19 protein-coding genes are annotated in these 21,069 nt (G+C 62.0%); 11 read left to right on the forward strand and 8 right to left on the reverse strand.

Features of this window, described 5'->3' with window-relative positions:
• The first annotated feature begins 144 nt into the window (after positions 1 to 144).
• From PSH87_RS17085 to PSH87_RS17095, 3 genes are all read left to right on the forward strand, one after another.
• Positions 145 to 1,080, forward strand: a complete 936-nt coding sequence (locus PSH87_RS17085; RefSeq protein WP_017737717.1) for a LysR family transcriptional regulator — start codon at positions 145 to 147, stop codon at positions 1,078 to 1,080.
• Positions 1,081 to 1,185: 105 nt separating this feature from the next.
• Complete coding sequence (locus tag PSH87_RS17090) at positions 1,186 to 1,578, forward strand: MerR family DNA-binding transcriptional regulator (protein WP_017737716.1); 393 nt, start codon at positions 1,186 to 1,188, stop codon at positions 1,576 to 1,578.
• A 16-nt stretch (positions 1,579 to 1,594) separates the two neighbouring features.
• Positions 1,595 to 2,494: a hydroxymethylglutaryl-CoA lyase gene (locus tag PSH87_RS17095; RefSeq protein WP_305430356.1), complete on the forward strand. Its 900-nt coding sequence runs from the start codon at positions 1,595 to 1,597 to the stop codon at positions 2,492 to 2,494.
• A gap of 666 nt (positions 2,495 to 3,160) precedes the next feature.
• Here PSH87_RS17095 and PSH87_RS17100 read toward each other — a convergent pair.
• A complete protein-coding gene (locus tag PSH87_RS17100; protein WP_305430359.1) occupies positions 3,161 to 4,798 on the reverse strand; it encodes an AMP-binding protein in 1,638 nt (545 codons plus the stop codon).
• A 150-nt stretch (positions 4,799 to 4,948) separates the two neighbouring features.
• Here PSH87_RS17100 and PSH87_RS17105 point away from each other — a divergent pair, with 150 nt between their 5' ends.
• From PSH87_RS17105 to PSH87_RS17120, 4 genes are read left to right on the forward strand one after another with little or no spacing between them, the layout of a single operon-like run.
• Positions 4,949 to 6,112 carry an isovaleryl-CoA dehydrogenase gene (locus PSH87_RS17105; RefSeq protein WP_017737713.1) on the forward strand — a complete coding sequence of 388 codons (1,164 nt, stop codon included), beginning with the start codon at positions 4,949 to 4,951 and terminating at the stop codon, positions 6,110 to 6,112.
• Positions 6,113 to 6,123: 11 nt separating this feature from the next.
• The gene (locus tag PSH87_RS17110; RefSeq protein ID WP_305430362.1) at positions 6,124 to 7,731 is read left to right on the forward strand and encodes a carboxyl transferase domain-containing protein; all 1,608 of its coding nucleotides are present in this window, start codon (positions 6,124 to 6,126) and stop codon (positions 7,729 to 7,731) included.
• Positions 7,732 to 7,746: 15 nt separating this feature from the next.
• Positions 7,747 to 8,553 carry a gamma-carboxygeranoyl-CoA hydratase gene (locus PSH87_RS17115; protein ID WP_305430364.1) on the forward strand — a complete coding sequence of 269 codons (807 nt, stop codon included), beginning with the start codon at positions 7,747 to 7,749 and terminating at the stop codon, positions 8,551 to 8,553.
• Positions 8,550 to 10,475, forward strand: coding sequence for an acetyl/propionyl/methylcrotonyl-CoA carboxylase subunit alpha (locus PSH87_RS17120; protein WP_305430366.1), 1,926 nt, complete (start codon positions 8,550 to 8,552; stop codon positions 10,473 to 10,475). Before PSH87_RS17115 ends, PSH87_RS17120 begins: the two co-directional genes overlap by 4 nt.
• Here PSH87_RS17120 and PSH87_RS17125 read toward each other — a convergent pair.
• Entirely contained in the window at positions 10,472 to 11,107 is a 636-nt protein-coding gene (locus tag PSH87_RS17125) for a LexA family transcriptional regulator (protein ID WP_305430368.1), read from the reverse strand. The genes PSH87_RS17120 and PSH87_RS17125 overlap by 4 nt on opposite strands.
• A gap of 131 nt (positions 11,108 to 11,238) precedes the next feature.
• Between PSH87_RS17125 and PSH87_RS17130 the strand changes: the two genes are divergently transcribed.
• Positions 11,239 to 11,589, forward strand: coding sequence for a DUF3077 domain-containing protein (locus PSH87_RS17130; RefSeq protein ID WP_305430370.1), 351 nt, complete (start codon positions 11,239 to 11,241; stop codon positions 11,587 to 11,589).
• 465 nt (positions 11,590 to 12,054) lie between these two features.
• Positions 12,055 to 13,206, forward strand: coding sequence for a M14-type cytosolic carboxypeptidase (locus PSH87_RS17135; protein WP_017737707.1), 1,152 nt, complete (start codon positions 12,055 to 12,057; stop codon positions 13,204 to 13,206).
• A gap of 39 nt (positions 13,207 to 13,245) precedes the next feature.
• Here the strand turns inward: PSH87_RS17135 and PSH87_RS17140 are convergent, their stop codons facing one another.
• The 5 genes from PSH87_RS17140 to PSH87_RS17160 form a co-directional block, all read right to left on the reverse strand.
• Entirely contained in the window at positions 13,246 to 13,785 is a 540-nt protein-coding gene (locus PSH87_RS17140) for a cytochrome b (RefSeq protein WP_305430373.1), read from the reverse strand.
• A complete protein-coding gene (locus tag PSH87_RS17145; protein ID WP_305430375.1) occupies positions 13,782 to 14,855 on the reverse strand; it encodes a catalase family peroxidase in 1,074 nt (357 codons plus the stop codon). The genes PSH87_RS17140 and PSH87_RS17145 overlap by 4 nt, the downstream gene beginning before the upstream one ends.
• Positions 14,856 to 14,960: 105 nt before the next feature.
• Positions 14,961 to 15,725, reverse strand: coding sequence for an enoyl-CoA hydratase-related protein (locus PSH87_RS17150; protein ID WP_305430376.1), 765 nt, complete (start codon positions 15,723 to 15,725; stop codon positions 14,961 to 14,963).
• 39 nt (positions 15,726 to 15,764) lie between these two features.
• Positions 15,765 to 17,051 carry a hypothetical protein gene (locus tag PSH87_RS17155; protein WP_305430378.1) on the reverse strand — a complete coding sequence of 429 codons (1,287 nt, stop codon included), beginning with the start codon at positions 17,049 to 17,051 and terminating at the stop codon, positions 15,765 to 15,767.
• A complete protein-coding gene (locus PSH87_RS17160) occupies positions 17,044 to 18,630 on the reverse strand; it encodes an amino acid adenylation domain-containing protein (RefSeq protein ID WP_305430379.1) in 1,587 nt (528 codons plus the stop codon). Before PSH87_RS17160 ends, PSH87_RS17155 begins: the two co-directional genes overlap by 8 nt.
• 200 nt (positions 18,631 to 18,830) lie before the next feature.
• Between PSH87_RS17160 and PSH87_RS17165 the strand changes: the two genes are divergently transcribed.
• On the forward strand, positions 18,831 to 19,337 hold the full coding sequence (locus PSH87_RS17165) for a sigma-70 family RNA polymerase sigma factor (protein ID WP_305430380.1): 507 nt from the start codon (positions 18,831 to 18,833) through the stop codon (positions 19,335 to 19,337).
• The gene (locus tag PSH87_RS17170) at positions 19,334 to 20,071 is read left to right on the forward strand and encodes an anti-sigma factor (RefSeq protein ID WP_305430381.1); all 738 of its coding nucleotides are present in this window, start codon (positions 19,334 to 19,336) and stop codon (positions 20,069 to 20,071) included. Before PSH87_RS17165 ends, PSH87_RS17170 begins: the two co-directional genes overlap by 4 nt.
• Here the strand turns inward: PSH87_RS17170 and PSH87_RS17175 are convergent.
• Positions 20,068 to 21,054, reverse strand: a complete 987-nt coding sequence (locus PSH87_RS17175) for a spore coat protein U domain-containing protein (RefSeq protein ID WP_370695276.1) — start codon at positions 21,052 to 21,054, stop codon at positions 20,068 to 20,070. The genes PSH87_RS17170 and PSH87_RS17175 overlap by 4 nt on opposite strands.
• Positions 21,055 to 21,069: the final 15 nt, after the last annotated feature.

Consider the following 21,069-nt stretch of genomic DNA (forward strand, 5'->3'; position numbering starts at 1 on the left):
CCCTTCTCTGAGAGGTTGTTTAGGTCATGCAATCGATGCTAGAACAGCGTTGATAATTTACCTAGCCTATTCTCGGCGTGTATTAACATTCATCACCGATATATGATCGGCCTATCGCCACCTAACAATAAGAGCGCATCGCACATGAATCTGAGCAAGGTCGACCTCAACCTGTTTATCGTCTTTGACGCGATCTACACCGAAGCCAACCTGACCCGCGCCGGGCAGATTGTCGGCATCACCCAGCCGGCGGTGTCCAACGCGTTGGCGCGGCTGCGCGAAACCTTCAACGACCCGCTGTTCGTGCGCACCGCCCAAGGCATGGTGCCCACGCCGATGGCGCAGAACATCATCGGCCCGGTGCGCAATGCGTTGTCGTTGCTGCGGGTGTCGGTGCAGGAAAGCCGCATCTTCAACCCGCAGCAGGCGGCGAAGACCTATCGCATCAGCATGACCGACCTCACGGAAGCGGTGATCTTGCCGGCGCTGTTCCAGCGCCTGCGCCGCCTGGCGCCGACGGTGGTGATCGAAAGTTTCCTGTCCAAGCGCCGTGAGACCACCAAGGAACTGGCCGCCGGGCGCCTGGACTTTGCCGTGGATGCGCCGCTCAACACCGACCCGCAGGTGCGCCACGTCAAGCTGATGGAAGACCGCTACGTGTGCGCCATGCGCAAGGGCCATCCGCTGGCGGGCAAGGACAAACTGACGCTGGATGATTACCTGGGGCTGACCCACATTCATATCTCCAGCCGCCGCAACGGCTTGGGCCATGTGGACCTGGCGCTGGGCAAGATGGGCCTGCAACGCAAGATCGCCCTGCGCTCCCAGCACTACCTGATGGCCTCGCAAGTGTTGCAGCAGACCGACATGGTAATGACCGTGCCCGAGCGTTTTGCCCGCCGCCATGAACTGCACTGGTTCAACCTGCCGGTCAACGACGTGCCGCCGGTGGAAACCCACCTGTACTGGCACGAAAGCACCGACCAGGACCCGGCGAACCGGTGGATGCGTGAGCAGATGATTGAGTTGTGCCAGCAGGTCACGGCGCATGAGAAGAAGTTGGATGGCAAGCAAGCTTGACCTGTGTGGGAGGGGGCTTGCCCCCGATGGGCTGCGCAGCAGCCCTTGACGTTAACGTCAACCTGACATTAGCTTAGCGCCCAAGACATCTTCTCGGGCACTAGCATGAGCACCACTTACAGCATCTCCGACCTCGCCCGCGAGCTCGACATCACCACCCGCGCCATTCGCTTCTACGAAGAACAAGGCCTGCTGGCCCCGGAGCGCCGGGGCCAGGAGCGCATCTACTCGGCGCGGGACAAGGTCAGCCTCAAGCTGATCCTGCGCGGCAAGCGCATCGGCTTTTCCCTGGCCGAATGCCGCGAGTTGATCGAACTCTACGACCCTACCAGCGGCAACCACATCCAGCTCAACAGCATGCTCAGCAAAATCGCCGAACGCCGTGAGCAACTTGAGCAACAGTTGCTGGATATCGAACAGATGAAACTGGAACTGGACACCGCCGAAGAGCGCTGCACCCAGGCCCTGGCCCACACCATGAGCCAGGTTGGCCATTGATCAGAAGGTAGCTGCCATGTCTCTCCCCTCCCATGTGCGCCTGGTGGAAGTCGGCCCGCGCGACGGTTTGCAGAACGAAGCCCAGCCCATCAGCGTGGCCGACAAGGTCCAGTTGGTGGACGCCCTCAGTGCGGCCGGCTTGAGCTATATCGAAGTCGGCAGTTTTGTCTCGCCCAAATGGGTGCCGCAGATGGCCGGGTCGGCCGAGGTGTTCGCGCAGATCCAGCGCAAGCCGGGGGTGACCTACGGCGCTCTGGCGCCGAACCTGCGCGGTTTTGAAGATGCGTTGGCTGCCGGGGTCAAGGAGGTCGCGGTGTTTGCGGCGGCGTCAGAGGCGTTTTCCCAGCGCAATATCAACTGCTCCATCAGCGAAAGCCTGGAACGCTTTGCGCCGATCATGGCAGCGGCGAAACAACAGGGGATCAGTGTGCGTGGGTATGTGTCCTGTGTACTGGGTTGCCCCTACGAAGGCCAGGTCGCCCCGGAGCAGGTGGCGGCGGTGGCGCGGGAGCTGTATGCCATGGGCTGCTATGAAGTGTCCCTGGGCGACACCATCGGCACCGGCACGGCGGGCGCGACACGGCAGCTGTTCGAGGTGGTCGGTGCACAGGTGCCGCGGGACAAGCTCGCGGGGCACTTCCACGACACCTACGGCCAGGCCGTGGCGAATATCTACGCCAGCCTGCTGGAGGGGATCAACGTGTTCGACAGCTCTATCGCGGGTCTCGGCGGCTGCCCCTATGCCAAAGGCGCCAGCGGTAACGTCGCCACCGAAGATGTGCTGTACCTGCTCAATGGCCTGGGCATCGAGACCGGTATCGACCTGGAAGCATTGATCCGCGCGGGCGAGCAAATCAGCTGCGTGCTCGGTCGGCCGACAGGATCACGTGTGGCCAAGGCGCGTAACGCCGGATGAGTAGCATAGCCGTGACAATGTGTTACCGCCCGCCTACACATCGAGTAACACGGGAACATATTTTGTCTCATTTGCCGTAGGCAATTACCTACAAAAAATCAAACCATTGATTTTAAAGGACTTTTAAAAGTTGGCACGGCTTCTGCTATCTCTATGGCATAACAAGAATAAAAAGCGCCAAACCTAATAAAAATAAGACGAAACGACTCTGACATAACAAAAACAACACGGCAGAGACGCAGCTAACAGATTTTTTTGGAGAAGATGTGCTTCGCAGGGAACGGCCATGCCGAAACCCGCGACCAGTAGAGAAAAATAAAACTACCTCAGGTAGCTACCCACTGGTTGGATCGCGTGCGAAGAAGCAGATCAGCGTTCAAAAAAATACGTTTGCTCTTGACCCCGGATGGGGGTCGCCAAAAACAGCGGTAAAGGGTAACGGTTGCCAAAAACAACAATAGACCGCCCCTCAATAATAAAAAAAGAGCACGCAACGACAAATTAAAGGGGACCTTAGGGTCCCCTTTGTGCTTTCTGCGATTGTCCTGGCACACTGCAATTCAATGTGGGAGCTGGCTTGCCTGCGATAGCAGTGTGTCAGTCACTGCATGTGTGGCGGATGTATCGCTATCGCAGGCAAGCCAGCTCCCACATAAACCTGAGGTGTTATTGAGAGTGGGTTTGCAATTCCTCGATCGAAATCTCGCGCATGCGGAATTTCTGGATCTTGCCCGTCACCGTCATCGGAAACTCCTCCACAAACTTGAAATGCCTGGGCGTCTTGAAGTGTGCAATCCGCCCCTTGCACCAGGTTTGCAGCTCCAGGGCATTGGCCACATGACCCGGGTGAAACTTGACCCAGGCCACAATCTCTTCGCCATAACGCTCGTCCGGAATGCCGATGACCTGCACATCCGCCACCGCCGGGTGGGTAAAGAAAAACTCTTCCAGCTCCCGCGGGTAAACGTTTTCGCCGCCGCGAATGATCATGTCCTTGTTGCGCCCGGCAATGCACACGTAGCCCTGCGCGTCCATGCTCGCCAGGTCGCCGGTGTGCATCCAGCCCGCTTCGTCGATGGCTTCGCGGGTGCCTTCGGGATTGTTCCAGTAGCCGAGCATCACGCTGTAGCCACGGGTACAGAGTTCGCCGATCTCGCCGCGGGCAACCGTGTTGCCGTCGACGTCGATGATCTTGTTTTCCAATTGTGGCTGGGTACGCCCGACCGTGGTGACGCGGCGCTCCAGGTCGTCATTGGCGCCGGTCTGCAACGACACCGGGCTGGTTTCGGTCATGCCGTAGGCGATCTGCACCTCGCCCATGTGCAACTCGCTGATCACCCGGCGCATCACTTCGATGGGGCACGTGGCGCCGGCCATGATGCCGGTGCGCAGGCTGGCCAGGTCGAACTCGCCGCGGCGCGGGTGATCGAGCACGGCGATGAACATGGTGGGCACGCCGTAGAGGCCGGTGGCGCGTTCTTCGGCGACGGCGCTGAGGGTCAGCAGCGGGTCGAAGCCGTCGCAGGGGTAAATCATCGTGGTGCCATGGGTGATGCAACCGAGGTTGCCCATCACCATGCCGAAGCAGTGATACAGCGGCACCGGGATCACCAGGCGATCCTGCGCGGTCAGGCCGAGGCTTTCGCCGACCATGTAACCGTTATTGAGAATGTTGTGGTGACTGAGGGTGGCGCCCTTGGGGAAACCGGTGGTGCCGGAGGTGTACTGGATATTGACGGGCTGATCGAAATGCAGGCTGGCCTGGCGGCTGTGCAGTTGCTCGGGCGGCACGCCAGCGCCGAGGGCCGCCAGTTGCGACCAGGGCATGAAGCCCGGCGGCGGGCTAGGGTCGAGGCTGATCAGGCCGCGCAAGTCGGGCTTCAACGCCTGCACCATCGCATGATAATCGGAGGTCTTGAACGCCCCGGCGCACACCAGCCACTGGCAACCGGACTGCTTGAGCACGTAGTCCAATTCACTGCTGCGATAGGCCGGGTTGATGTTGACCAGGATCACGCCCAGCTTGGCGCTGGCGATCTGGCTGATGCACCACTCGGCGCAGTTGGGGGCCCAGATGCCCAGGCGATCACCGGTCTGCATGCCCAGGGCAAGGAAGGCGCGGGCGTGCAGGTCAACGGTCTCGGCCAGTTGCCGCCAGGTATAGCGGCGCTGTTGATGGCGCACCACCAGGGCTTCGCCATCGGGGTATTGCGCCACGGTGTGATCGAACACCTGGCCGATCGTCATGGCCAGCAAGGTCTTGTCCTGAGCGCCACGGCTGTAGCTCTGATTCGGTTGTTCCATAACGACCCCTGTTGTCTTTTTTGTAGGTTGACGTAAACGTAAACTACGATTGACAGCGCCGTAACGCAAGCTTACGTTAACGTAAAGGTGAGCGCCCTCCCCCGACGTTCAGCCCACACAAAAACAAAGCTCACATTAAGGTGCCTGTCCATGAGTTACCCGTCCCTGAACTTCGCCCTCGGCGAAACCATCGACATGCTGCGCGATCAGGTGCAGTCCTTTGTAGCCAAGGAAATCGCCCCCCGCGCCGCGCAAATCGACAGCGACAACCTGTTCCCCGCCGACCTGTGGCGCAAGTTCGGCGACATGGGCCTGCTCGGCATTACGGTGCCGGAAGAATACGGCGGCGCGGGCCTGGGTTACCTGGCCCACGTGGTGGCGATGGAAGAGATCAGCCGCGGTTCTGCCTCGGTGGCGTTGTCCTACGGCGCCCACTCCAACCTGTGTGTGAACCAGATCAACCGCAACGGCAACCACGCGCAAAAACTCAAGTACCTGCCGCAGCTCCTCAGCGGCGAACACGTCGGTGCGCTGGCCATGAGCGAACCGAATGCCGGTTCCGACGTGGTCTCGATGAAACTGCGCGCCGACAAACGCGGCGACCACTACGTGCTCAACGGTAGCAAGACCTGGATCACCAACGGCCCCGACGCCAGCACCTACGTGATCTACGCCAAGACCGACCTGGAAAAGGGCGCCCACGGCATCACCGCGTTTATCGTCGAACGGGACTGGCAAGGCTTCAGCCGCAGCAGCAAGTTCGACAAGCTGGGCATGCGCGGCTCCAACACGTGCGAGCTGTTTTTCGATGACGTCGAAGTGCCCGAAGAAAACATCCTCGGCGTGCTCAACGGCGGCGTGAAAGTGCTGATGAGCGGCCTGGACTACGAACGCGTGGTCCTTTCCGGCGGCCCCACCGGGATCATGCAAGCGTGCATGGACCTGATCGTCCCCTACATCCACGACCGCAAGCAGTTCGGCCAAAGCATCGGCGAATTCCAGCTGATCCAGGGCAAGGTCGCCGACATGTACACCCAACTCAACGCCAGCCGCGCCTACCTCTACGCGGTGGCCCAGGCATGCGAGCGCGGCGAGACCACGCGCAAGGACGCCGCTGGCGTGATCCTCTACAGCGCCGAACGCGCCACGCAAATGGCCCTCGACGCGATCCAGATCCTCGGCGGCAATGGCTACATCAATGAATTCCCCGCCGGCCGCCTGCTGCGTGACGCCAAGCTGTATGAAATCGGCGCCGGCACCAGTGAGATTCGCCGGATGCTGATCGGTCGCGAACTCTTCAACGAAACCCGCTGAGGGAGCGCGCCATGGCCACCTTGCATACCCAGCTCAACCCCCGCTCTGCGGAGTTTGCCGCCAACAGCGCGGCGATGCGCCAACAGGTCGATGCCCTGCACACCTTGCTCGCCCACGTGCAACAAGGCGGCGGCGCGAAAGCCCAGGAGCGCCACACCTCACGCGGCAAACTGCTGCCCCGTGAGCGCATCAACCGCCTGCTCGACCCGGGCTCGCCGTTCCTCGAACTGAGCCAGCTCGCCGCCCACCAGGTGTATGGCGAAGACGTGCCCGCCGCCGGGGTGATTGCCGGGATCGGCCGCGTGGAGGGCGTTGAATGCATGATCGTCGCCAACGACGCCACGGTGAAAGGCGGTTCCTACTACCCGCTCACCGTGAAAAAACACCTGCGCGCCCAGACCATCGCCGAGCAGAACCGCCTGCCGTGCATCTACCTGGTGGATTCCGGCGGCGCCAACCTGCCGCGCCAGGACGAGGTATTCCCCGACCGCGAGCACTTCGGGCGGATCTTCTTCAACCAGGCCAACATGAGCGCCCAGGGCATCCCGCAGATCGCCGTGGTGATGGGCTCATGCACCGCTGGCGGTGCGTATGTGCCGGCCATGGCCGACGAAGCGATCATGGTGCGCCAGCAAGCCACCATCTTCCTCGCCGGACCGCCGCTGGTGAAGGCCGCCACCGGCGAAGTCGTCAGCGCCGAAGACCTTGGTGGCGCCGATGTGCACTGCAAGATCTCCGGTGTGGCCGACCACTATGCCGACAGCGATGAACACGCTTTGGCATTGGCGCGGCGCAGCGTCGCCAACCTCAACTGGCGCAAGCAGGGACAGTTACTGCAACGCCCGCCCATGGCGCCGTTGTACAGCGGCGAAGAGTTGTACGGCGTGATCCCGGCCGATGCCAAGCAACCGTTCGATGTGCGCGAAGTGATCGCGCGGCTGGTGGACGGTTCGGTGTTCGATGAGTTCAAGGCGCTGTTCGGCACCACACTGGTATGCGGCTTTGCGCACCTGCACGGCTACCCGATTGCAATCCTCGCCAACAACGGCATTTTGTTCGCCGAAGCCGCGCAAAAAGGCTCGCACTTTATCGAACTGGCCTGCCAGCGCGGCATTCCCCTGCTGTTTTTGCAGAACATCACCGGCTTCATGGTCGGGCAGAAATACGAAGCCGGCGGCATCGCCAAGCACGGCGCCAAACTGGTCACAGCCGTGGCCTGCGCCAAGGTGCCGAAGTTCACGGTGATCATCGGCGGCAGCTTTGGTGCCGGTAACTACGGCATGTGCGGCCGCGCCTATGACCCACGGTTCCTGTGGATGTGGCCGAATGCGCGCATCGGCGTGATGGGCGCAGAACAGGCCGCTGGCGTGCTGGTGCAGGTCAAGCGCGAGCAGGCCGAACGCGCAGGCGTTGGGTTCAGTGCCGAGGAAGAAGCCGCGATCAAGCAGCCGATCCTCGACCAATACGAAACCCAGGGCCACCCCTACTACTCCAGCGCGCGCCTGTGGGACGACGGGGTCATCGACCCGTTGCAAACCCGTGACGTGCTGGCCCTGGCCCTGTCTGCCGCGTTGAATGCCCCCATCGAGCCGAGCCGCTTCGGCGTGTTCCGCATGTAAATGGAGCTGTACCCCATGAGCGATTTCAACACCCTCGAACTGATCACCGACAGCCGTGGCTTTGCCACGCTGTGGCTCAGTCGCGAAGCCAAGAACAACGCATTCAATGCCGAGATGATCCGGGAACTGATCATCGCCCTCGACCAGGTGCAGGGCGATCCCTCCCTGCGCTTTCTCGTGTTGCGCGGTCGCGGCAAGCATTTCAGCGCGGGCGCCGACCTGGCCTGGATGCAGCAATCGGCCGAGCTGGATTACCACACCAACCTGGACGACGCCCGCGAACTGGCGGAGCTGATGTACAACCTGGCCAAGCTGAAAATCCCCACCCTGGCGGTGGTGCAAGGCGCGGCCTACGGTGGCGCGCTGGGCTTGATTAGCTGCTGCGACATGGCGATCGGTGCCGATGATGCGCAGTTCTGTCTGTCGGAAGTGCGCATTGGCTTGGCCCCGGCGGTGATCAGCCCGTTCGTGGTGCAGGCCATCGGCGAACGCGCCGCGCGGCGTTATACCCTGACCGCCGAGCGTTTCGGCGGCCAGCGGGCGCGGGACATCGGCTTGCTGGCAGAGAGCTATCCCCTTAGCGAGTTGGATCTGCACGTCGAGTTGTGGGTCGCCAACCTGTTGCAGAACAGCCCGGCAGCGATGCGCTCCAGCAAGGATTTGCTGCGCGAAGTCGGCAACGGCGCCCTCACACCGGCGTTGCGCCGCTACTGTGAAAATGCCATCGCGCGGATTCGCGTCAGCGCCGAAGGCCAGGAAGGCCTGCGGGCGTTCCTGCAAAAACGTGCGCCGAGCTGGCAGTCCCAGGAGCCGCGTTCATGAGCACACTGACCACCGTACTGGTGGCCAATCGCGGTGAAATTGCCTGCCGGGTGATGCGCACCGCCAAGGCCATGGGCCTGACCACCGTGGCCGTGCACAGCGCCACCGACCGCGATGCACGCCACAGCCGCGAAGCCGATATCCGCGTTGACCTGGGCGGCAGCAAGGCCACCGAGAGTTACCTGCAAATCGATAAACTGATCGCCGCCGCCCACGCCAGCGGCGCCCAGGCGATTCATCCAGGCTACGGTTTCCTGTCGGAAAACGCCGGGTTCGCCCGTGCAATTGAAGCCGCCGGTTTGATCTTCCTCGGCCCGCCCGCCTCGGCCATTGACGCCATGGGCAGCAAATCCGCAGCCAAGGCGCTGATGGAAACCGCCGGCGTGCCGTTGGTGCCGGGTTATCACGGTGAAGCGCAGGATCTGGAAACATTCCGCGACGCCTGCGCACGCATCGGTTATCCGGTGTTGCTCAAGGCCACGGCGGGCGGCGGCGGCAAGGGCATGAAGGTGGTCGAGGACGTCAGCCAGCTGGCCGAGGCCCTCGCCTCGGCCCAGCGTGAGGCGCTGTCCTCATTCGGCAACGGGCAGATGTTGGTGGAGAAATACCTGCTCAAGCCACGCCATGTGGAAATCCAGGTGTTTGCCGACCAGCACGGCCACTGCCTGTACCTCAATGAGCGCGACTGCTCGATCCAGCGGCGCCATCAAAAAGTCGTGGAAGAAGCACCAGCGCCGGGGTTGAGCGTTGAACAGCGCAAGGCCATGGGCGAAGCCGCCGTGCGCGCGGCCCAGGCCATCGGTTATGTCGGCGCCGGCACCGTGGAATTCTTGTTGGATGCGCGCGGTGCATTCTTCTTCATGGAGATGAACACGCGCCTGCAAGTGGAGCACCCGGTGACCGAGGCGATTACCGGCCTCGACTTGGTGGCCTGGCAGATTCGCGTCGCCCAGGGCGAAGCGTTGCCCATCACCCAAGCGCAGGTGCCGCTGATCGGCCATGCGATTGAAGTGCGGCTGTATGCCGAAGACCCGGCCAATGATTTCCTGCCGGCGACCGGGCACCTGGCGCTGTACCGCGAATCGACACCAGGCCCTGGGCGACGGGTGGACAGCGGCGTGGCCCAAGGCGATAGCGTGTCGCCCTTCTACGACCCGATGCTCGGCAAGCTGATCGCCTGGGGCGAAGACCGGGAACAAGCGCGCCTGCGCTTGCTGAGCATGCTCGATGAGTTTGCCGTCGGCGGGCTCAAGACCAACCTGGGCTTTTTGCGGCGCATCATCGGCCATCCGGCGTTTGCGGCGGCTGAATTGGATACGGGGTTTATCCCGCGTTATCAGGATCAACTGCTGCCAGCGCCGGGTGCGTTGAGCGATGGGTTCTGGCAGGCGGCCGGTGCGGCCTTTATGCAGAGCTTGCCGGTGGGCGATGGGCCTTGGGCTGACACCCGCGGCTTTCGTGCGGGGCTGCCGGCCGAGGTGTCGCTGCATTTGAGTTGTAATGGCCAGGACCAGCTGGTGACGCTGGCGGCAGAAACGGCGACGTTGCGCGACGAACAATTGTGGATCGAGCGCCAGGGCGTACATCGCTCCCATCTGGCGGTGCGCAGCGGCGAGACCCTGTACCTGCGCTGGGACGGCGAGGTGCACGCGGTCAGCCTGTTCGACCCGATTGCAGCGGTCGAGGCCAGCCAGTCGCACCAGGGTGGCCTCACCGCGCCGATGAACGGCAGCATCGTGCGGGTGCTGGTCGAAGTCGGCCAAACCGTGGACGCCGGCACGCAACTGGTGGTGCTGGAGGCGATGAAGATGGAACACAGCATTCGTGCGCCCCAGGCTGGCGTGGTCAAGGCTTTGTTCTGCCAGGAAGGCGAAATGGTTGCCGAAGGTTGCGCGCTGGTGGAGCTCGAAACAGCGAGCTAGAACTTCGCCGTGGCCTGCACCACCACGCCGAGGATGCGGCAATCGTCGGTGAGCAGCTGTTTCGGGTAAGTCGGGTTGAGCGGCACCAGGTACAGCTGGCCGCTCTCTTTCAGCAACTGGCGGAAGGTCGCCTGTGGGCTGTCGGCCCATTGGGCAACCACCAGCTTGCCCGGTTCGGCGGTGATGGCCGGGTCCACCAGGATCAGCATGCCCGCGCTGATGCTCAGGCCGCTGGGCGCGGTCATGGCATCGCCCGTGACCGGCAGCCAGAACGCTTCGCCTCGGGCGTGGTAATCCGTCAGCTCGAAGCGTGGCGCGCCATAGGTGGCACGCTCTTCACGGGTTTCGCACAGGCCGCTCCAATCACTGACCGGGTAGCGGAAATACGGGTTGTAGTGGCTCGTCGGGCCGGGCTCCTCGGCGGACCGTTCGCGAATCTGCAACGAAACCTCCAGGTAGCCCAGGCCCAACTCCGCCAGCACCCGGTTCATATCCGCGACGCTCGGCACACGACGTTTTGCCAGCCAGTGGCCGACGCCGCCCTGGGTCATGCCCAAGCGCTCGGCAAGCTCGGTTTGCGTGACCTTGGGGTGTTTCATGCTGGCTTTCACCAGCGCTATCCATTTATCCATGGGGCCTGACAATACGTGAGGCATTTTCCCGGGCAATAAACAGTTTGTAGTAATCCATAAAACGACATAAATACGATACGTACTATGATCGGACATAAGGTTTTCGACACCCACCCGGAGTACCGCCCCTTATGACCACAAGCCTCCATCCCCAGCCCGAATTAGCCGAAACTGCCGATATCCTCGACATGCGCAGCAGTGGCGCCGTCCAGCGCGCGCTGGACTATTACTTGAAGGAAGAGGTGTCGCTATCAGCGACGGACGACACCTTCTTCAGCATAAAACCCGGCATCAGCCAGGAAGAAGCGCTGGTGCACGCATCGGACCTGTTGCGCAGTGCCGCAGCCACCGCCTATGAATCAGCGAGCAGCCACCAAGGCAACAACCGCGACCTGGCGTTTTCAGTGGTGTATTTGATTGATATGGCGAAGGCGATGGTGGAGCGATCGTTGCGCGCGCCAGAAACACAGGCAACCGTTTAACAGGCGCAAAGGAAAAATATTTCTATCTCGACGATAAAAACATTTGACTTGCAAATGATAATGATTATTATTGGACCCAGCTGATCGCGAGATCAGTCGATAGACCAAGGGACCTTAGGTCGGACTCTTGGAATATCTCCTCATCAGGCTAATCACGGTTTTTGACCCGGCTCTTTGGCCGGGTCTTTTTTTTGCCAGTTTCCCTGGCATGGCTTCAGGCTAATGAAGACTGTGTGTTGCTTGATGGCGCGCATGGTAGCAAAAGACCATCGCCAAAAGAAAGCCGCACGAACGCTCTAGGTCGGATCTTTGCGAATTAGCGCTTGAGAATCAATCTCATAGATTCTAAGCTGCTGGCGCGTCAAGGACGACGCCCCCTCCTCCCTGCAACAATTTTGCGTCAAGATTTTGCCTGGCTCCTGTGTAAGATATCCGCCACAACACTCATACTCAGGCAACCAGACTATGACCGTGGCCTTGACCTCCATCAGGATCAGCACCGATTTCGACAGTGGCAATATCCAGGTGCTCGACGCCAGCGATGCGTTCCAGCTGCTGCTCGCCATCAAACCCGATACCCGTAGCCCACATTTCCAATGGTTCCACTTCAAGGCCGAAGGCATGCATGTGGGCCACACCCACACCTTCCGTTTGAGCAACGCGAGCCAGTCGTCCTACAAACACGCCTGGAGCGGCTACAACGCCGTCGCCTCCTATGACCATATCAACTGGTTCCGCGTCCCCACGCGTTTTGACGGCGAGTTCCTGCACATCAGCCTTGAAACCCGCGAAAAGCATGCGTGGATTGCCTATTTCGAGCCCTACAGCCGCGAACGCCACGACTGGCTGATCGGCCAGGCCCTGAGCCGCGCCGGCACCCAACTGCTGGCCACCGGAAAAAGCGTCGAGGGCCGCGATATCCAGTTGCTACGCCGTGGCAAAGGCGGCGAAGGCCGACGCAAAATCTGGATCATCGCCCAGCAGCATCCCGGCGAACACATGGCCGAATGGTTTATGGAAGGCATTATCGAACGCCTGCAACAGGACGGTGACAGCGAACTGAAAAAACTGCTGAAAGTCGCCGACCTGTACCTGGTGCCCAACATGAACCCGGACGGGGCGTTCCATGGCCACCTGCGCACCAACGCCATGGGCCAGGACCTCAACCGTGCGTGGCAGAGCGCCAGCCAGGAGATCAGCCCGGAAGTGCTGTTCATCCAGCAACAGATGGAAAAGTACGGCGTCGACCTGTTCCTCGACATCCATGGCGACGAAGAAATCCCCTACGTCTTCACTGCCGGCTGCGAAGGCAACCCAGGCTACACGCCGCGTATCGAGGCGTTGGAAAAGCACTTCCGCCGCCACCTCAGCGCCCTGACCCGCGACTTCCAGACCACCCACGGCTACACCCGCGACCTGCCGGGCGAGGCCAACATGACCCTGGCCTGCAATGCCGTCGGTGAAAAATACGACTGCCTGTCGCTGACCCTGGAAATGCCCTTCAAGGACAACGACGACGCGCCCAACCCCCACACCGGCTGGTCGGGCAAACGCTCGATGCAATTGGGCAAGGACGTGTTGAGCACCGTCGCCGATATCGTCGGCGTGTTGCGCTGATTTTGGATGGGTTGAGCGAGCAAACTCGCTCAACCCAGATCAGTCCTTTGTACCCGTCATGCTTTGCAACACGCCATCACGGCGAATCAACCCATGGAACAACGCCGCCGCGAGGTGCAACAGCACCGTCAGGAACAACAGGTAGGCAAGAAACCCATGGGCCTTGCGCAGCACCGCAAACAACGGCGCATTCACCGCCATCAGCGCGGGCAGTTGCACCGAACTGCTGAGCATCACCGGGTCGCCCGCGGCCGAAATCATCGCCCAGCCCAACAGCGGCAACACCAGCATCAACCCGTACAACACCAGATGGGACGCCTTGGCTGCCAGCACTTGCCACAGCGGCAGATCGGCTGGCAACGGCGGCTGACGCGTGGAAAAACGCACCACCAATCGCACAATCACCAGCGCCAGGATCGCAATCCCCAGCGGCTTGTGCAGATGGATCAACCATTCATGCCGCTCCGACACCGAGGCCGCCAACCCGGCCCCGATAAACAGCATGGCGATGACCATCAACGCCATCAGCCAGTGCAGCAGACGCGCCAAGGGTGCAAAAAAGCGAGGTTGGGCATTCATGGCTTCGACTCCTGAGGGGCGCTGTGCAGCGCGCTGACTTCGCCGGCACGGCGCAGGTATGAACTGGCATACGCCGCTGAACGTGCGGCCAGCAGCGGGTCATTGGAGGCTTCGATGCCGCTGGGCAGAATCAGCGGATCAAAGTTGATGTCGCGGCAATCGCCCTCCGCCTGCGGCTGGCTGCTTTGCAACACCAGCGTCCCGGCGTTCAGCACCTTATGCTCGCCAGACCAGGTCTTGCTCGCGTCGTCCAACGGGTCGCCGGGGTTGGCCAACGTCATGTTCAACTGCCAACGCAACGGCCCTGCCGCCAGGCGTTGCACCAGGTCTTTTTCGAGAAAGTCGGCACCGGCCGGTGCAGTGTCACCTGCTGCATCCTGACGCTGCGGCACGACCTCCCAGCGCACGGCCTGGCGCTTGCCATCGGCACCCACCAGATAGAACGCGTTGATCCCGTTATAGGTTTCGGTCGCGTAACTGGCCGACGGCTTGGCGGTCTTGACCCACGCCAGGAACGCCGCCGTCTCCGGGTGCGCGGCAAAAAACGCCGGCATGCTCGAAGGATTCGGCTTGCCAGTAGCCGGGTCCGGCGCACCCGCCTTGAGCATCGCGTAGAACGCCTCAGGCGTACCCACCGGGAACACCGGCATGCTGTTCATCCCGGTGCGCCATTGCTGGCCGTTGGCCTGGCTGAACTGCACGGCAAAACTGCGGATCGGCACGCTGCTGTCCGGCGCATAGGGGTTGCCGCTGGGCAAGGCAAAACGGCCGATCACCGGGGTCTTGGCCGCGCTGAACACCTCGGCGCTGGAATATGCACGGGCTTGCGCACTGCTCTCGAAATACCCGGCGACACACACGCCCTTGGCATGATTACGCCGGAAGCCGGGGTGCACGCCGTTATTGGTTTCCAAGGCATTGACCAAGGTTTTCGGGCGCAAGCGCTGTGGGTCGAGCGTACCGTTGACGTAGGCAAATGCCCCGGCCACCAGCGCAACCACGGCACCGATACCTGCCAGCCTGAGAACCAGGCTGGCAGTGCTGAGCGGCGGACGTGCGTGATCTACCATGAAAAACTCCAGGGCACAGGGCCGCATGGGGAAAAGTACTATGAGACGACCCTCACGTAGGCTTATTCCCAAGACGCTGTAGTTTTTTTCAGGAAAGACAGGTGGCTATGGCTGGTTAAAGGACGCATGCCGCTTGTCCAGAAAAGCCTGCATGCCCTCCTGCTGGTCCGGCGTAGCGAACAAACTATGAAACAGCCGGCGCTCCACACGCACGCCCTCGTGCAACCCCACCTCCAGGGATTGCGCCACCGCCTCCCGCGCAGCACGGGTAGCTGTGCGCGAAAAGTTGGCAATCAGCGCAGCCACCGCCAACGACTGTTCCAGCAAGGTCGCCGCCGGATAGACCCGCGACACCAACCCCGCCCGCTCTGCTTCCTGAGCCATCATCGGGCGCCCGGTCAGGACCATATCCATGGTCTTGGCCTTGCCAATCAACCCCGTCAACCGTTGGGTAGCGCCCATGCCCGGGATCACTCCCAGCTTGATTTCCGGCTGGGCAAACGTGGCAGTATCAGCGGCAAAAATCAGGTCGCACATCAGCGCCAGCTCACAGCCTCCGCCAAAGGCATACCCGCTGACGGCGGCGATGGTCGGCGTGCGCAGGCGGGTAAAGGCCTCCCACCCGACGAAGTAGTCTTCGTTCAGCATGTCCAGGTAAGACTTGCCACTCATCTCCTTGATATCGGCCCCAGCAGCAAAGTACTGCTCACTGCCGGCAATCACGAAACACCCGACCTGCGGGTCCCGGTCCAGGGCCTCCAGGCACGCGACCAACTCCAACATCAGCGCCGAACTCAACGCGTTCTTGACCTGTGGGCGATTGAGCCTGACCAGCACCACGCGACCGTGACGTTCAACTAATACATTCATAGATACCTCCACCGATTAATAGGGTTCAGCCACAACATTTCACGAATCCCAGATCGCGCCATACGCGGGTATGCCTCTGACCTCCAGTTCCTGCACCACGCGCCGTGTCAAACCCTGGTTGGAGATGCAAATCACCGCCTCCACGCCCTGCACTTCGACGGCTGCACAGGCCAGTTGCACAAGGTCGGGTTTGCCGCGCTCATCGGTGTCCCAGATCAGCGCCTGGGGCTGGGCATGCAGAATCTCGTCGACCAGCGCATCACCGTAGGTGCTTCTCGGGCTGCGGGTTGACCAGATCAACTGCGCTGGCACGTTACCCGCCAGCAAATGCGGCATCACCGGGCCGATGCCGCTGCCGGTGGCGATGTACAACACCGATTTGAACAGTGTCTCTACATTCGCTACGCCGGCGGTGGTAATGCCCTTAACCCACACGTGGGACGGCAATTGCTCAATGAATTGCCCCGTCCAATCCCCGGCGCGGGAAATAATCAAGCGAAAGCCGGCCTGGCCCGGCGTGGGGATATTGGCAAATGAATGCCATTCCAACAGAGGGTTCAAACTGATAGCCGTGGATGAGCCCGCAAAGGGTGTGGTGTGGGTAAAACCTACGATCGCCGCATGCCTGGAAGGCCGCACCGTCTCGATCGCCACCTTGCGTAGGCGCAGCCATGGCAGGGCAATACTGACCGTCAACAGCACCAGCATCCAGAAAGACCCGCTGCGCAGCAGCTCCGGCGACGCCAGCAGTGTCCGCCCCCAAAACAGCAGCAACACACTCCACCCGGCAAACCGGTGAACGCGCTCGAACCCGTTGTGAAAACGCCCACGCACCTGCGGCAGCGCCATGCCCACCATTAATAGCAGCACGCCCACCAGCACGGCGTTGAGCCACAACACCGTCAGCGAGACACTGCCGGGCTCGCTCAAATGCATCACCGCCTGCACGCCAACCAGTGCGATAAACCACCCCGTGGCCGCCACTGCCGCACCGCTGTGCAGCCCGCCAAAATGGTAGACCTTCGCCACACGCCGGCGAATACACAGCGGCCACGTCACCGGCACACGTGTCGCCAGCCAGAACAGCGCGTTTATCACGTATTGCTGGCGAACCAGCGTTGCCAGCGACAGGTTGATCAACACCATGGTCGAAAGTGTTTCCGCGCCCATGGCCAGCACGCCCGGGCCCAGCCAGATGACCCCCGCATTGCAAGCGATGACCAGCACGAAGAGACGGTTGTAATAGGACAGCCACGGCAACGCCGACAGCCGCCGCCCTATCGACGGTTTGCGTGGCAGGGCAACCTGCGTCAAGGCCTCAGACATCGCCGAGCTCCTTCGCTGTCTGCCTCCGCTGTGCCCACTGCAACAGCAATGCCTTGTCGATCTTGCCCCTGGCGGTCAGGGGCAGATGCTCCAGCGCATAAATCCTGGATGGCACGCAGTAGTAAGCCAGGCGTTGCTCAGTCTGTTGCCGGCAAGATTCAACATCGGCATTGGCCGGCGACACGAATGCCACGAGGGTGCGGTTGTCGAGTTTCAGCGTGACGGCGCGCACGCATCCCTCACCGGCCTCCAATGCGGCAGACACCGCATCCAGCTCCACGCGAAATCCACGAACTTTTACCTGATCATCCACACGCCCCAGATGCTCAAGCTGCCCGTCGTGTGTCCAGCGCCCAAGGTCCCGCGTGCGAAACATCATTGCGCCCGCCCCCAGGAACGGGTCCGGTCGGTAGCGTTCGGCAGTCAACGTCGGGTTACTCAAGTACCCCGCTGTCACCCCGACCCCGCCAGCCCACATTTCGCCGACGTCCCCCAACTCGCAGGCGCGGCCCTGTTCATCGAGGACATACACCGTGTTGTTGGGCGTCGGCCTCCCAATCGTCAGCAGTGTGCCGGGTACATGCCGGTGCAAGGTATTGACGATGGTGGTTTCGGTCGGTCCGCAACCGTTATAGAAGTCACAGTGTCCAGCCCAGCGGTCGCCCAAGCCTTGGGGGCAAGGCTCGCCAGCCACAGCCACTACCTTGAGGTTGGGGCAGTGTTGAGGATCAAGCGTGGCCAGTATCGAGGGCGTTGCGATCAACACATCGCACTGTGCCGCCGTTTGCGCAATGTCCTTGCCGCGAATCAGCAAGGTCGCGCCATGGGCCAGGCAGCCGAGTATTTCCCAGGCGGCCATGTCAAAACCGATATTGAGGATCTGCCCAACCCTGCGGCCCGGCGCCATGCCCATACGCCCGGGCTCTGTCAGCAGGATGTTGCACACATTGCGATGGGTCACACGCACGCCATTGGGACGCCCGGTGGTGCCTGACGTGAAGAGCACGAAACACAGGTCATCGGGATAGGTGGCGGCAAACAGCCGGCGATTGTCCCCGGCAACCCAAGGCTCTTCGGCGAGGAAGTCGTTGAGGCACAGGCAGCGGTGAGCGTCTGCTTCGGATACCGCCCCTTGCAGGTTCGACAGCGTCAGTATCACCGGGCTGGTCAGCGCCTCGAGGACCATTGCCAGTTGCATCGGCGGCACGATCCTGGCGTCTTGCGGCACATACGCCGCACCAACCTTCAACACCGCAAGCATGCCCACCAACATCGGGATCGACCGCTCGACGAACAACGCCACCGTATCGCCGCGCGCCACTCCCCGCTCGATCAACCGAACAGCCAACCGGTTTGCCTGACGGTTGAGTTGTTCATAGCTGATGCGCTGGCCCATGCTTACAGCGGCAGTGGCCTGGGGTGCAAGCAACGCCTGCGCTTCGATTGCGTGGTGCACACACCCATGGCTCGGCAGGGCTCCCGGCCCCTGCGCCCACTGCTCAAATTGCACCTGCTGCTCAGTAGGCAAGTGCGCAAGCGCGCTGCGGGAAAAATGCGCTTCATCTGTTGGTGAAAACATCGTCTATACACCCTCATCGTTGACTGCCGACAAGTGCTGGCAGGTACGAGGGTGGATTGAGGGCATCACCGGCGATTACAGCCTCACAAGTTATGCAGATGCGCCTCACGAAGCCGACAATGGATTTCTTTCAGGTTTGGACGGAATAACCTACACGGACCAGCGTCTACCTCAGCACAACCGGCTAGACTCCAACCCCCATGCATGAACTCGACGACGCGTTACGTGAACTCATCCCCAGGCTGCGGCGCTTTGCCGTGTCCCTGACCCATAACGCCAGCAGCGCCGACGACCTCGTGCAATCGACCCTGGAGCGGGCCATCACCCGCTGGTCCGACAAGCGCAGCGACGGCGATCTACGCGCCTGGCTGTTTTCGATCCTCTACCGCCAGTTCCTCGACGCCCACCGTCGCAGCCGCCGCTACGCGCGCATGCTCGAGTTTTTCAGCGGCCGCGACGACGCGCAGCCATCGGTGGAACGCACGGTGATCGCCCAATCGACCCTGCAAGCCTTCGACCGCCTCAACACCGAGCAGCGCGCCCTGCTGCTGTGGGTGTCGGTCGAAGGCTTGAGCTACAAGGAAGTCGCCAACATCCTTGAGGTGCCCATCGGCACCGTGATGTCGCGTCTGTCCCGCGCGCGCCAAGCCTTGCGCCAACTCAGTGATGGCGAAATTGCCAGCCCTTCCCTGCGGATACTCAAATGATCAGCCTGCCCCCCAGCGAACGCGATTTGCATGCCTACGTCGATCACCAACTGCTGGAGAGCGATCGCCGTGTACTCGAAACCTATCTGGCCGCCCACCCCGACGTTGCCGCCCAGGTCCATGCCTGGCAGCAGGACGCGCAGTTACTGCGGGCCGCACTCGGCGGTGCCCTGCAACAGCCGGCCAACCCGGCGTTGGACCCGGCGCAGATTCGCCAGCGCCGCAAGCACCAATCGCGCCGCCACTTGGCCTCGGCGGCGGTGCTGTTGATCGCCGTCAGCCTCGGCGGCATTGGCGGCTGGCAGGCCCGCGAAGCCACGCAACCGCCCCTGGCGCCGATGGCCGACGCCATGCAGGCCTACCGCCTGTTTGCCCAGGACGGTGTGCTGCCCGCCGACTATCACGTCCAAGACGGCGGAAGCATGCAAGCCTGGCTGGATCGTTACTTTAGCCAGGCCAGCCGCCTGCCGGACTTGAGTTCATCGGGCTACACGCCCGTCAGCGGGCGCCTGCTCACCACCGACCAGGGCGCGGCGGCGATGGTGCTGTACGAAGACCCGCAAGGTCGGCGCATCAGTTTCTACATTCGCCCACCGGGCCCGGACAACGGCTTCCTGCCCCGTGGCAGCCGCAGCGCCGATGGCCTGCAGGCCGAGTACTGGTCAGGCGGCGGCTACAACTATGCAATGGTCAGCCCGGTGGATCAGCCCACGCCCGCGCTGCAAAAGCTCTAGAAGCCGACATCCAGCACCACGTTATCCAGGTAGGTGCCCCCGGGCGGCGTGGCCTGGTCGGTGTAGATCCTGGCGTTGTAGTTGAACACCTGGCTGCCGGTGCCCAGGCCGTTGCCGGGGTTGATGTCCGCCGTGGCACTGGCCCGCCGCGCGGCGCCCACGCTGCCCCAGCGGGTGGTGCCAGCGCTGACAAAGATGTCGTAGGCCAAATAGTTGCTGCCGGAAATCATCCGGCGGCGCCCGCCCACGCTGACCGGCTGCTGCCCATCGCTGAGGCCGACGGTGTAGGCGCTGCCCTTGGTGCAATTGACGCTGGCCTGGCCATTGACGGTGGCAAACCCACTGACCACCGGGGCACTGCCGAAGGCGATCGCCGGCGTGGTGATCAGGCAGTCGTTGGTCACCAGCATGCTGACGGTCAGCGCCTGCGTGCCGGTGCCACTGTCGCGACCCAGGCAAACGCCGATCAGGTTGATGGTCGAGCAGTAGTTCCAGGTCCAGACGATGCTCAGGGTTTCGCTGTACAGGCCGGCCGCCACGTTGCTGCCGGCGACACTGCGCAGATACAGCGGCAAGGTCTTGGTGCCTGGGCCGAACACCAACCCGTAGCTCTGGGCGATACCACTGCTACCGCCAAAGTCGAACGTGCTGCCTCGCGTAATGGGATACGTCGTGGAGTTGTTGCCATAGATCGTATAGGGGATCACATCACCGGTCGGCCCCAGCATGCCGCCCTGGGTCGACCCCGTGATCTTTGCGGTGAATTGGTCGCCACTGCCGAGTATCGACAGCAACAGCGGGGTGCAACTCAGGCCTGCGTTGGTAGTGGAACTGAGCTGCGCCGTGGCGAGCACCGACATCGAACTCACCGGGCCAAAGCTGGCCGGCGAGGTGGCCACCGCGCTGCACGCGGCGTGCACCTGCGTCGACACACCCAGGCTCGCCGCCGCCCACAGACCCCACAGCCATTCCTTGCCCCGCACACGCACGCTCCTTAA

The organism is Pseudomonas sp. FP453 (assembly GCF_030687495.1).
Lineage (GTDB): Bacteria > Pseudomonadota > Gammaproteobacteria > Pseudomonadales > Pseudomonadaceae > Aquipseudomonas.